Origin of the sequence: Actinotalea sp. C106 (genome assembly GCF_023630195.1) — a bacterium.
GTDB lineage: Bacteria > Actinomycetota > Actinomycetes > Actinomycetales > Cellulomonadaceae > Actinotalea.
The window spans coordinates 1-12,499 of sequence record NZ_JALPKN010000073.1; the positions used below are offsets into that span (position 1 = coordinate 1).

Annotated in this window: 12 protein-coding genes; 9 read left to right on the plus strand and 3 right to left on the minus strand. The window is 72.3% G+C overall.

Annotated features, from left to right (window positions below; genetic code table 11):
* From infB to L0B03_RS07110, 7 genes are all read left to right on the plus strand, one after another.
* A partial coding sequence (gene infB / locus L0B03_RS07080; RefSeq protein ID WP_250445093.1) for a translation initiation factor IF-2 occupies positions 1 to 2,015 on the plus strand: 2,015 nt, incomplete at its 5' end.
* A gap of 193 nt (positions 2,016 to 2,208) precedes the next feature.
* Entirely contained in the window at positions 2,209 to 2,712 is a 504-nt protein-coding gene (rbfA, locus tag L0B03_RS07085) for a 30S ribosome-binding factor RbfA (protein ID WP_250445095.1), read from the plus strand.
* Positions 2,705 to 3,637 carry a tRNA pseudouridine(55) synthase TruB gene (gene truB / locus L0B03_RS07090; RefSeq protein WP_250445097.1) on the plus strand — a complete coding sequence of 311 codons (933 nt, stop codon included), beginning with the start codon at positions 2,705 to 2,707 and terminating at the stop codon, positions 3,635 to 3,637. The genes rbfA and truB overlap by 8 nt, the downstream gene beginning before the upstream one ends.
* 351 nt (positions 3,638 to 3,988) lie before the next feature.
* Positions 3,989 to 4,981: a bifunctional riboflavin kinase/FAD synthetase gene (locus L0B03_RS07095; RefSeq protein WP_250445098.1), complete on the plus strand. Its 993-nt coding sequence runs from the start codon at positions 3,989 to 3,991 to the stop codon at positions 4,979 to 4,981.
* A 96-nt stretch (positions 4,982 to 5,077) separates the two neighbouring features.
* The gene (rpsO, locus tag L0B03_RS07100; protein WP_208057002.1) at positions 5,078 to 5,347 is read left to right on the plus strand and encodes a 30S ribosomal protein S15; all 270 of its coding nucleotides are present in this window, start codon (positions 5,078 to 5,080) and stop codon (positions 5,345 to 5,347) included.
* A 236-nt stretch (positions 5,348 to 5,583) separates the two neighbouring features.
* A complete protein-coding gene (locus tag L0B03_RS07105) occupies positions 5,584 to 7,806 on the plus strand; it encodes a polyribonucleotide nucleotidyltransferase (RefSeq protein WP_250445099.1) in 2,223 nt (740 codons plus the stop codon).
* Between the two features lies 1 nt (position 7,807).
* Positions 7,808 to 9,154: a pitrilysin family protein gene (locus L0B03_RS07110; protein WP_250445100.1), complete on the plus strand. Its 1,347-nt coding sequence runs from the start codon at positions 7,808 to 7,810 to the stop codon at positions 9,152 to 9,154.
* 22 nt (positions 9,155 to 9,176) lie between these two features.
* Here L0B03_RS07110 and L0B03_RS07115 read toward each other — a convergent pair whose 3' ends face one another.
* Entirely contained in the window at positions 9,177 to 10,079 is a 903-nt protein-coding gene (locus L0B03_RS07115) for a hypothetical protein (RefSeq protein WP_250445101.1), read from the minus strand.
* Between the two features lie 88 nt (positions 10,080 to 10,167).
* Between L0B03_RS07115 and dapB the strand changes: the two genes are divergently transcribed.
* Complete coding sequence (gene dapB / locus L0B03_RS07120; RefSeq protein ID WP_250445102.1) at positions 10,168 to 10,923, plus strand: 4-hydroxy-tetrahydrodipicolinate reductase; 756 nt, start codon at positions 10,168 to 10,170, stop codon at positions 10,921 to 10,923.
* A gap of 6 nt (positions 10,924 to 10,929) precedes the next feature.
* Entirely contained in the window at positions 10,930 to 11,385 is a 456-nt protein-coding gene (locus L0B03_RS07125) for a hypothetical protein (RefSeq protein ID WP_308200015.1), read from the plus strand.
* Positions 11,386 to 11,416: 31 nt separating this feature from the next.
* Here L0B03_RS07125 and L0B03_RS07130 read toward each other — a convergent pair whose 3' ends face one another.
* Together L0B03_RS07130 and L0B03_RS07135 are read right to left on the minus strand one after the other, a co-directional pair.
* Positions 11,417 to 11,956 carry a GNAT family N-acetyltransferase gene (locus tag L0B03_RS07130; protein ID WP_250445103.1) on the minus strand — a complete coding sequence of 180 codons (540 nt, stop codon included), beginning with the start codon at positions 11,954 to 11,956 and terminating at the stop codon, positions 11,417 to 11,419.
* 70 nt (positions 11,957 to 12,026) lie between these two features.
* Positions 12,027 to 12,335 carry an AzlD domain-containing protein gene (locus L0B03_RS07135; protein WP_250445104.1) on the minus strand — a complete coding sequence of 103 codons (309 nt, stop codon included), beginning with the start codon at positions 12,333 to 12,335 and terminating at the stop codon, positions 12,027 to 12,029.
* Positions 12,336 to 12,499 lie beyond the last annotated feature (164 nt).

The window sequence follows — 12,499 nt, forward strand, 5'->3', positions numbered from 1 at the left end:
GTCCCGGTGGTGGCGGTGGCGCCCCCGGCGGCTTCGCCGGTCGCCCGGGTGGTGGCGGCCGTGGCGCTGGCCGTGGCAGCACCGCGGGTGCCTTCGGGCGTGCTGGTGGTCGGCCTGTCCGGGGACGGAAGTCCAAGCGCGCGAAGCGCCAGGAGTTCGAGCAGATGCAGGCCCCCTCGCTGGGTGGCGTGCAGGTCCCGCGCGGTGACGGCAAGACCGTCGTCCGGCTGCGACACGGCTCGTCCCTGAACGACTTCGCCGACAAGATCGACGCCAACCCGGCGAGCCTGGTCACGGTGCTGTTCCACCTCGGTGAGATGGCGACCGCGACCCAGTCCCTCGACGAGGACACCTTCGGCACCCTCGCCAACGAGCTCGGGTACATCATCGAGATGGTCTCGGCCGAGGAGGAGGACCGCGAGCTGCTCGGGGCCTTCGACATCGACCTCGACGCCGAGCTCGCCGACGAGAGCGACGACCAGCTGAGCGCTCGTCCGCCGGTGGTGACCGTCATGGGTCACGTCGACCACGGAAAGACCAAGCTGCTCGACGCGATCCGTTCGGCGGACGTCGTCGCCGGCGAGGCCGGGGGGATCACGCAGCACATCGGTGCGTACCAGATCCACACCGAGCACGAGGGCCTCGAGCGGGCCGTGACCTTCATCGACACCCCCGGTCACGAGGCCTTCACGGCCATGCGTGCCCGTGGTGCCCAGGTCACCGACATCGCGATCCTCGTGGTCGCGGCCGACGACGGCGTGATGCCGCAGACCGTCGAGGCGCTCAACCATGCGCAGTCGGCCGGCGTGCCGATCGTCGTCGCGGTCAACAAGGTGGACAAGGAGGGGGCCAACCCCGACAAGATCCGCCAGCAGCTCACCGAGTACAACCTCGTGGCTGAGGAGTACGGCGGCGACACGATGTTCGTCGAGATCTCGGCGCTCCAGCGCATGGGTATCGACCAGCTGATCGAGGCGGTGCTGCTGACCGCGGACGCTGCCCTGGACCTGCGGGCCAACGCCGACAAGGACGCCCGAGGCGTCGCGGTCGAGGCGAACCTCGACAAGGGGCGTGGTGCGGTCGCGACCGTGCTGGTCCAGTCCGGCACGCTGCGGGTCGGCGACGCGATCGTCGCGGGCACGGCCCACGGCCGCGTCCGGGCGATGTTCGACGAGCACGGCGAGACCGTGTCCGAGGCCACGCCGGCGCGTCCGGTGCTGGTGCTCGGCCTCGCCTCCGTGCCTCGTGCCGGTGACACCTTCCTGGTGGCCCCGGACGAGCGGACGGCCCGGCAGATCGCCGAGAAGCGGGAGGCCGCCGAGCGTGCCGCCCTGCTGGCCAAGCGTCGCAAGCGGATCAGCCTCGAGGACTTCACCAGCGCCCTGCAGCAGGGCAAGGTCGAGACCCTCAACCTGGTGCTCAAGGGCGACGTCTCGGGTGCCGTCGAGGCCCTCGAGGACGCCCTGCTCAAGATCGACGTGGGCGAGGAGGTCGCTCTGCGGGTCATCCACCGCGGCGTGGGTGCCATCACGCAGAACGACGTCAACCTCGCGACCGTCGACAACGCGATCATCCTCGGCTTCAACGTCAAGTACGCCGAGCGCGTCGAGGACCTCGCCGACCGCGAGGGGGTGGACGTCCGGTTCTACTCGGTCATCTACCAGGCGATCGACGACGTCGAGTCGGCCCTCAAGGGCATGCTCAAGCCCGAGTACGAGGAGGTGCAGCTCGGTACGGCCGAGGTGCGCGAGATCTTCCGCTCGAGCAAGTTCGGGAACATCGCCGGGTCGCTGGTCCGCAGCGGTGTGATCCGACGCAACGCCAAGGCGCGCGTCCTGCGCAACGGCACCATGGTCGCGGAGAACCTGTCCATCGAGTCGCTCAAGCGGTTCAAGGACGATGCGACCGAGGTCCGCGACGGCTACGAGTGCGGCATCGGCCTGGGGTCGTACAACGACCTGCGTGCCGAGGACGTCATCGAGACGTACGAGATGCAGGAGAAGCCGCGCTCCTGAGGTGATGTCCGGGGTGGGCCGCGCGGCGGTGATCGACGCGCGGCCCACCCGACGCCCTCCTTCGTCGGGCGTCCTGCCAGACCCACCACGGTCCGCGCGTCGATCACCGCCGCGCTCCGTGACGTCACCGTGGGTACCCACGCGGGGCCCGGTGCTCCTGGACGGGGCACCACTGCACATGAGGAGACTTCTGATGGTTGACCACCCTCGGGCGCGCAAGGTCGCGGACCGGATCCACGAGACCGTGGCACGCATGCTCGACACCCGCATCAAGGACCCTCGCCTGGGCTTCGTGACGATCACCGACGTCCGGGTGACGGGGGACCTGCAGCACGCCTCGGTGTTCTACACCGTCCTGGGCGACACCGAGTCCCGCGAGGGCACCGCGGCAGCCCTCGAGAGCGCCAAGGGCGTGATCCGTTCCGAGGTCGGCAAGCAGGTCGGCATCCGTCTGACGCCGACCCTCGAGTTCATCGCCGACGCGATCCCCGAGACCGCCCAGCACCTCGAGGAGGCCCTGCGTCAGGCTGCCGCCCGCGACGCCGAGGTCGCCGCCCTCGCCGCGGCCGCCCAGTACGCGGGGGAGGCCGACCCGTACCGTCGTGACGACGAGGACGAGGACGAGGACGCGCCGGAGGCCGAGGGCGGCACCGAGCCCTCGGACGGAGGCGTGGACGGCTCTGCCCCTCGTGGCTGAGCGCGCCCCCGCGGGCATCGTCGTCGTCGACAAGCCCGAGGGCTGGACGAGTCACGACGTCGTCGCACGCGTGCGACGCCTTGCCGGCACGCGCAAGGTCGGTCACGCGGGGACCCTGGACCCGATGGCCACCGGGGTGCTCGTGCTGGGGGTCGAGTCCGCGACGCGGCTGCTGACCTTCGTCGTCGGGGCGGACAAGGACTACTCCGCGACGATCAGGCTCGGTGTGGTCACCACCACCGACGACGCCCAGGGCGAGGTCCTCGAGCGGGCCGGCGCCGCGATCCCGCTCCCGGACCTCGCCGACCACGTCGCGCGCCTGACCGGTGCGATCGACCAGGTGCCGTCGGCCGTCAGCGCCATCAAGGTCGACGGCCGGCGCGCCTACGCCCGGGTGCGGGCCGGAGAGACGGTCGAGCTGGCCGCCCGACCCGTGACGGTGCACCGGCTCCAGGTCCAGGACGTGCGGCCCGGTGTCGCCGAGGACACGCCCGTGGTCGACGTCGACGTGGACGTGACCTGCTCCTCCGGCACCTACGTGCGGGCCATCGCGCGTGACCTCGGTGCGGCCCTGGGCACCGGCGGTCACCTGACCGCGCTGCGGCGCACCCGGGTCGGGGGGTACGGCATCGACCAGGCCCGCACCCTGGACGAGCTCGCGGAGGAGCTCTCGCTCCTGCCCCTCGCCGAGGCGGCACGTGCCACGCTGCCCAGCCGCTCGCTCGATGCCGAGCTCGCGCGCGAGCTCTCCTTCGGACGGCGGATCCCCACGACCCAGGACGGTCCCGTCGGGACCCGAGAGCTCCCCGTGGCGGCCTTCGGCCCCGAGGGCGAGCTCGTCGCCCTGCTCACCGACGAGCAGGGTCGGTCGCGTCCGGTCATCGTCTTCGCGCGTCCTGACGAGACCCCTGGCGCGACCCCCTGACACGAGGTTGCCGCTCGGGAGCCGGTGACCGGCTGTCTCGCTGCGCGGCCCCGAGTGGCTCGAGCGGCTGCTCGAGCCGTGAGCGGTGGGGACCGTGCGCGTGGGATGATCCGCAGCATGGGTAGAGGCGGCCGTGGACGGTCCGGGCATCGTGATGGCACGTTGGCGCACCTCCTGGGCTGGTTCGCCCTGGCGGCCGGTGGCGGGTTCGCGGTCCTCCTCCTGGTGTCCGTCCTCGTGGGCTGAGCGCCGCACGGGCTCCGTGCGGCGTACGACGGCGCGGGGTCGTGGCAGGCTTGTCCCGCTCCGCGGTCCGCGCGGGGCGGAGCAGCAGGCAGACGAGGAGAGCGCGTGCACCGCTGGACCGACCTGCGCCAGGTCCCGGCAGACCTCGGCCCCTCGGTCGTCACGATCGGCAACTTCGACGGGGTGCACCGCGGTCACCGGAGCGTGCTGACCCGCATGGTCCGCTCGGCGCGCGCCCTCGGCGGCAGCGCCGTCGCCGTGACCTTCCACCCCCACCCCGCCCAGGTGCACCGTCCCGGTGAGACGCCCGAGCTGATCACGGGACTCGCCGACCGGCTCGACCTGCTCGCCGGCACCGGCCTGGACGCCGTGCTGCTGATCGACTACACCCTCGAGTTCGCGCAGCTGCTCCCCGAGGAGTTCGTCCGCAGCTACCTGGTCGAGGGGCTCCACGCCCGCACCGTCGTGGTCGGCCGGGACGTGCGGTTCGGCCGGGACAACGCGGGGGACCTCGCCACGATGGTCCGGCTCGGCAAGGACCACGGCTTCGACGTGGAGGTCATCGAGGACATCCACAGCCCCGAGGACGCGAGCCGTCGGTGGTCCTCGACCTGGGTGCGCGAGCTGCTCGCCGCCGGGGACGTGGCAGGTGCCGCGGACATCCTCGGCCGCCCCCACCGCGTCCGCGGGTCCGTCGTGCACGGCGACGCCCGGGGTCGCGAGCTCGGCTACCCCACGGCCAACCTGGGCGAGGACATGAGCGGGACCGTCCCGGCGGACGGCGTCTACGCCGGGTGGCTCCGGCGCCCAGACCTGCCCGAGGGGCTCCCCGACGGCTACCTGCCGGTCGCGATCTCGATCGGGACGAACCCGACCTTCGACGGGGTCCGGCGCCGTGTCGAGGCCTACGTGCTGGACCGCACCGACCTCGACCTCTACGACGAGGAGGTCGTCCTCGAGCTGGTCGCCCACCTGCGGCCGACGGTGCGGTTCGACACCGTCGAGGATCTCGTCGCGCAGATGTCGAAGGACGTCGCGCGCGCGCGGCACCTGCTCGCCGGTGGGCCGCTGGTGTTGGGGGCCTCGGAGGCCGACTGATAGCATGCCAAGGCCGTCAGATCGGCCGCGGAACCAGAGCGCCCGGGTGGACATGCCCCGGAGCACCGCGCAACGAGAAGAACCCCAGGAGACCCCGTGCCCCTCGACGCCGCCACGAAGCAGCGCATCATGACCGAGTACGCGACCACCGAGAACGACACGGGTTCGCCCGAGGTCCAGATCGCGATGCTGTCGCAGCGCATCAAGGACCTGACCGAGCACCTCAAGGAGCACAAGCACGACCACCACTCGCGTCGTGGCCTGCTCCTGCTGGTCGGTCAGCGCCGTCGCCTCCTCGGCTACCTGCAGAGGATCGACATCGCCCGCTACCGCAGCCTGATCGAGCGTCTCGGCCTGCGCCGCTGACTCTCCCGGACCAGCCCGGGCCCCTCGGGCCCGGGCTGGTCCGGTGTCGGGCCTGTGCCAGGCACCACCAGCACGACTGATCGACACGTAGTACCACCGCATCAACCAGTACCGCCCAGAACCGGCGTCCGGTCCTCGGTAGTGGCTCGCGGAGGGCCGTTCGCGGCCGGCTCCGCGGACCTCGATCGATGACCGTCGCGCGAAGCACGGGCACATCGACATGAGGAGGGGATCCCATGGAGGGACCCGAGATCCAGTTCACCGAGGCCGTCATCGACAACGGCCGCTTCGGCACCCGTACCGTCCGTTTCGAGACGGGCCGCCTGGCCCGTCAGGCCGCCGGCTCTGCCGCGGCGTACCTCGACGGCGAGACGATGCTGCTGTCCGCGACGACCGCGGGCAAGCACCCCAAGGAGCACTTCGACTTCTTCCCGCTCACGGTCGACGTCGAGGAGCGCATGTATGCCGCGGGACGCATCCCCGGCTCGTTCTTCCGTCGGGAGGGTCGCCCCTCCACCGAGGCGATCCTGGCCTGCCGCCTGATCGACCGACCGCTGCGCCCGACCTTCGTCAAGGGGCTGCGCAACGAGGTCCAGGTCGTCATCACGGTCATGGCCCTGCACCCCGACGACGCGTACGACACCCTCGCGATCAACGCCGCGTCGCTGTCCACCCAGCTCTCGGGCCTGCCGTTCTCGGGCCCGATCGCCGGTGTCCGGCTCGCGCTGGTCGACGGCCAGTGGGTGGCGTTCCCCAAGCACAGCGACAAGGAGCGGGCGGTCTTCGACATGGTCGTCGCCGGTCGCGTCGTGGGTGACGACGTCGCCATCATGATGGTCGAGGCCGAGGCCACCGAGGGCTCGTGGAACCTGGTCAAGAACGAGGGCGTCGCCGCACCGACCGAGGAGGTCGTGGCCGAAGGGCTCGAGGCGGCCAAGCCGTTCCTGCGGGCGCTCTGCGACGCGCAGGCCGAGCTCGCTGCGAAGTCCGCCAAGCCGACGCAGGAGTTCCCGCGCTTCTTGGAGTACCAGGACGACGCCTACGCCGCGGTCGAGGCCGAGGTGTCCGGCCCCCTGGCCGAGGCGCTCACCATCGCGGACAAGCAGCAGCGCGAGGCGCGTCTCGACGAGATCAAGGACGCGACCATCGGCGCCCTGCAGGAGGGCTTCGACGGCCGCGAGAAGGAGCTGTCGGCCGCGATCCGTGCAGTGACCAAGAAGCTCATCCGCCAGCGCGTGCTGACCGACGGCGTGCGCATCGACGGTCGTGGGCTCGCGGACATCCGCACCCTCTCGGCCGAGGTCGAGGTGCTGCCCCGCGTCCACGGCTCGGCGCTGTTCGAGCGTGGCGAGACGCAGATCCTCGGTGTCACGACGCTCAACATGCTCCGCATGGAGCAGCAGCTCGACACGCTCGCCCCCGAGACGCGCAAGCGCTACATGCACAACTACAACTTCCCGCCCTACTCGACCGGCGAGACCGGCCGCGTGGGCTCGCCCAAGCGGCGCGAGATCGGGCACGGCGCCCTGGCCGAGCGCGCGCTCATGCCCGTGCTGCCGAGCCGCGAGGAGTTCCCCTACGCGATCCGTCAGGTCTCCGAGGCACTCAGCTCCAACGGGTCCACCTCGATGGGGTCGGTCTGCGCCTCGACCCTGTCGATGCTCAACGCTGGTGTCCCGCTGCGTGCACCGGTCGCGGGCATCGCGATGGGCCTCATCTCCGACGAGGTCGACGGGCAGCCGCGCTACGCCGCTCTGACCGACATCCTCGGTGCCGAGGACGCCTTCGGCGACATGGACTTCAAGGTCGCCGGCACGCGGGAGTTCGTCACCGCGATCCAGCTCGACACCAAGCTCGACGGGATCCCGTCCTCGGTGCTCCAGGGTGCCCTGACCCAGGCCCGCGACGCGCGGATGCACATCCTCGACGTCATGAACGAGGCGATCGACGTCCCGGACGAGATGTCGCCCAACGCTCCTCGGGTGATCAGCGTCAAGGTCCCGGTCGACAAGATCGGCGAGGTCATCGGCCCGAAGGGCAAGATGATCAACCAGATCCAGGAGGAGACGGGCGCCGACATCTCGATCGAGGACGACGGCACCGTCTACATCGGCGCGACCGACGGACCGTCGGCCGAGGCCGCGCGGGCGCAGATCAACGCGATCGCCAACCCGCACATGCCCGAGGTCGGCGAGCGCTTCGTCGGGACCGTGGTCAAGACCACGACCTTCGGCGCCTTCGTGTCGCTCTCCCCGGGCAAGGACGGTCTGCTGCACATCTCGCAGATCCGCAAGCTCGTCGGCGGCAAGCGGGTCGAGAACGTCGAGGACGTCCTCGGCGTGGGCCAGAAGGTCCAGGTCGAGATCGGCGAGATCGACCCGCGCGGCAAGCTCTCGCTGCACGCGGTCATCGAGGGCGACGACGCGTCGTCCGAGCAGTCCGAGGACAGCCAGGCCTGAGGTGCCTCTGGATCTCCCGCTGAGCGCCCCGGGCCTCCCGGGGAGCGAGCAGACCGCCGAGCAGGACGGCGGCGCCCTCGTGCGTCGTTCCGTCCTGCCCGGCGGTGTCCGGGTACTCACCGAGCACATGCCCGGCCTGCGCTCCGCGACGGTCGGAGCCTGGGTGGGCGTGGGCTCGCGCGACGAGCGTGACGGCCACCACGGGTCGACGCACTTCCTCGAGCACCTGCTGTTCAAGGGCACGCCGAGCCGCTCCGCGATGGACATCGCGGAGGCCTTCGACGCCGTGGGCGGGGAGGCCAACGCCGCCACGGGTAAAGAGCACACGTGCTACTACGCCCGGGTGCTCGACGCGGACCTGCCGATGGCCGTGGACGTCATCGCGGACATGGTCACCTCGGCGACCCTCGACGAGAACGAGCTCGAGCTCGAACGCGGGGTGATCCTCGAAGAGCTGGCCATGAACGACGACGACCCTGCTGACGTCGTGCACGAGCAGTTCGCCGCGGCGGTGCTCGCCGACCACCCGTTGGGCCGCCCCATCGGCGGGACCCCCGACTCGATCCGCGCGGTGCCCCGTGACGCGGTCTGGGAGCACTACCGCGAGCACTACGGCCCGGCCACCCTCGTGGTGACCGCGGCCGGTGGGGTCGACCACGAGACGCTCTGCACCCAGGTGGCCGGCGCGCTCGAGCAGGGTGGGTGGGACCTCTCGGGGGACCACGCCCCCCGAGCGCGCCGCGGTGCCGGGGCCCGGGACTCCCTGACCCTGCCGGACGGGTCAGCCCCCCGGGCGACCGAGACCACCATTCGACGCAGCACCGAGCAGGCCAACGTGATCCTCGGTGGGCTCGGCCTGACGGCCACCGACGATCGACGGTTCAGCCTGTCCGTCCTCAGCGCCGCGCTGGGTGGGGGGATGTCCTCCCGGCTCTTCCAGGAGATCAGGGAGAAGCGTGGCCTCGCGTACTCGGTGTACTGCTTCGCCTCGGGCCACGCGGACACCGGTGTCTTCGGCCTCTATGCGGGGTGCACCCCTGCCAAGGTCGACGAGGTCGTCGAGCTGCTCGCCCTCGAGTGGGAGCGGATGGCCCAGGACGGGCTGACCCAGGCCGAGCTGGACCGGAGCATCGGCCAGCTCTCAGGAGGGCTCGTCCTCGGTCTCGAGGACTCCGGGTCGCGGATGAGTCGGCTGGGCAAGGCCGAGCTGGTGCACGGGCGGCTCCTCACGCAGGACGAGTCCCTCGAGCGGATCCGCGCGGTGACGGCCGCCGAGGTCCAGGAGCTCGCCGGCCTGCTCGCAGCCCAGCCGCGGTCCGTGGTCAAGGTCGGCCCGTTCGGCGACTGACCGCCGTCGCGGGTGTAGGCAGCTACGGGGCGACGAGCCGGTCCAGGCCTCGAGCGAGGGGACGCCATCCCCACGCGCAGGCCAGCGCGCCGCAGGCCGCCACCCCCGCCACGAGGTAGGAGTCGGAGCTGCCCCAGGCCCACTCCGCGAAGAGCGGGTGCACGGCACCGAGGGCGATGAGACCCAGCACCGGCGTGTGCCAGGGGACGTCACCCGAGGCGATCGCTGCGACGAGCACCACGACCAAGAGTGTCGCCGCACCCGCGACGAGGGCATCGCTCGTCCACAGGGAGAGGTCTCCGACGGCGTGCACGTGCGCCACGGCGTAGACGGTGAGGAGGGTCAGGCCCAGACTGCCGGCCACCAGGCCCGCCACCCGAGCGCTGGTCGTCGAGGGCGGGGGCGGGACGGTCAGGGGGGTCCAGCGCGAGAGCAGCACCGCCAGGGCGACGCACCCCAGGAGGACCAGCGGTGCGGTCGCCGCCGGGTGCACGAGCGTGAAGACGACGTCGTCGTCCCCCTCCCAGGCGTAGGGGACCTGCGGCCCGGGCCAGGGCAGGGGGTTGAGCCCGCCCCAGACCTTCTCTGCGGTGACGTACGCCCCCACCCACCCCCCGACGGCGATGCCGGCCACCAGCACCGTCGGGCGTCCGCGACCGCCACGAGCCCGGGAGTGCGCAGCCGCCACCCAGGCGAGCAGCGCGAGGCCCGTGGCACCCACCGACCACTCGGTCGACCACCAGAACAGCTCGGCCAGGTCGAGCGGGAGCAGGCCGTCGACGTCGAGGCCGTGGCTGCTCAGCTCGGCCTCGGCCGCCGCCCTGCTGCGGAGGACCTCCGCGGCGTGGATCGCCCCGGCAGCGAGGGTCGTGGCCACGAAGAGTCCGAGGGTCCCGAGAACCAGCACGAGGGCACGACGAGTCATGACCTCTTCCTCGGCAGGGGGCGGACCGGGCATGAGCCCGGGCCCGGGGCCACATCGGCCGCCGGACCACGCACTAGGGTGGCTCACCGTGAGCCAGCCGATCAACGTCGCCGTCCTCGGCGCCTCCGGGCGCATGGGCGCCACGACCGTCCAGGCCCTCGAGGCCGCCCCCGACCTCGAGGTGGTCGCCCGCCTCGACGCGCAGGACTCCGTGGGCGGGGTCGCCGCGACCGGGGCGCAGGTCGCGGTCGACTTCACCGTCCCCGGGGCGACCGAGGCCAACGTGCACGCCCTCATCGACGCCGGGGTGCACGCCGTCGTCGGGACCACCGGGTGGGACGAGGGCTCCCTCGGTCGCGTCCGCGAGCACCTCGCCGAGGCCCCCGGTGTGGGGGTCCTCATCGCGCCGAACTTCGCCTTGGGAGCAGTCCTGGCGATGCGGTTCGCCGCGCAGGCGGCACGGTGGTTCGAGTCCGTCGAGGTCGTCGAGCTGCATCACCCTGACAAGGCGGACGCGCCGAGCGGCACCGCCCGGCACACCGCCGCGGGCATCGCCGCGTCCCGTCGCGACGCGGGCCTGGGGCCGGTCCCGGACGCCACCAGCCAGCAGCTCGACGGGGCGCGAGGGGCTGAGGTCGACGGCATCCGGGTGCACGCGGTCCGGCTACGGGGCCTGGTAGCGCACGAGGAGATCCTGCTCGGCAACGCCGGGGAGCAGCTCACCATCCGGCACGACTCCTTCGACCGCACCTCGTTCATGCCCGGGGTGCTGCACGCCGTGCGTGAGGTGGGCCGGCGCCCCGGCCTCACGGTCGGCCTCGAGCACTACCTCGACCTGGGCTGAGGGATCGTGCGACGCTCTCTCCTCGGCGCGCTGGTGATGGTCGCGCTCTTCCTCGTGTACATCGTGGCCGTCGTGGGTCGCGGGGCCGTCCTGATCGGGACGGGGGAGCCGGTGGGCATCGGTCTGGGTCTGGCCATCCTGGTCCTGCCCCTCCTCGGTCTCTGGCTGCTCGCCCGTGAGCTGTGGCTCGCGACGACGGTCCAGCGGATGGCGGACACGCTCGCGGCATCGGGCTCGCTGCCGGTCGACGACCTGCCGCGCAGCCCGGGCGGGCGGATCGACCGGAGCGCCGCCGACGCCGCCTTCGCCCTCGCCCGGACCGAGGTCGAGGCGTCCCCCGAGGACTGGGCGGCCTGGTTCCGGCTGGGCTTCGCCTACGACGCCGCGGGGGACCGCCGTCGGGCGCGTTCCTCGTTGCGCACCGCCGTCAGGCTTCGGCGCTCGGGTGCCCCTCGGGGCTGAGGCGACGTGGTCCTCGGCCCTCGCGGACGTCTTAGATCTCAGCGACCCAACGGTGCTCCTGCACGGTGCGGGTGAGCCCGTCAGGCCCCGCGCTGATGCCGAGGGAACGCTGAGCGCCGTCCGCCCCGAGGCCCGCCGAGCCCAGGAAGAGCTCGCGCGCCTCGTCCTCGTCCAGCACCCAGGTCTGCAGGTGCACGGCCCCGTGCTCGCGGGCGAGGTCGACGCAGGCGGTGAGCAGCCGGGAGCCGTGCCCGCCACGCTGACGGCCGGGGAGCACCTCGAGGGCGAGGACCTCGACCCCGCTCTCGGCAGGGGCTGAGGAGGCGAAACCCACCACCTCGGCGCCGTCGCAGGCGACGAGCACGTGATGGGCGGACGACGGCGGCTGGGTGATGGCGCGGGTCCACTGGGCGCGGACCGCTGCGGTGTCGAGCTGGTCGAGGACCTCCGGGCCCAGGACCAGGGCGTGGTGGGCCCGCCACGCCTCGAGCTGGACGCGGGCGATCGCGGCGTCGTCCTCGGCGACCGCGGGTCGGACCGAGACGTCAGCCTGCTCGCGGAAGAGTGCCATCCGCGCAGGCTACCAACGCGTCCGCCGAGGGGTCGGCGATGCCTGGGCCCCGCAGACCATCGACAGGGCCTCAGCCCACGGCGCGCAGCCCTGCCGCGACCAGGGCCGCCAGCAGCACCACGACGACGAACGGTGCTCGCAGGGCGAGGGCCACGGCAGCGACCCCCACCGCCACCAGTCGCGCGTCGACCACCACGGCTTCGCCGCTCGTGAAGGTCTGGACCCCGACCAGGGCGGCGAGCAGGGCGACCGTGACCAGTCCGGCGATCCGGGCCACCCGAGGCTGGGCGAGCCAGTGCTCGGGGACCAGGTGGCCGAGGAGCTTGATCGCGAAGCACAGCACGGCCGCCGCGAGGACCGCGAGCCAGGTGCTCGTCACGAGGCGTCTGCCTGAGAGGTCGGCCCGGGTGCCGGTCGACCGAGCCGTGGCGCGGGGTCCCGCCACCCGACCAGGACGGCGACCACCGCGGCGGCGAGCACGGGCACCCCTGCTGGGGTGACAGGTGTGAGCGCGAGCGCGACGACGACGGCGCACGCCGCGAC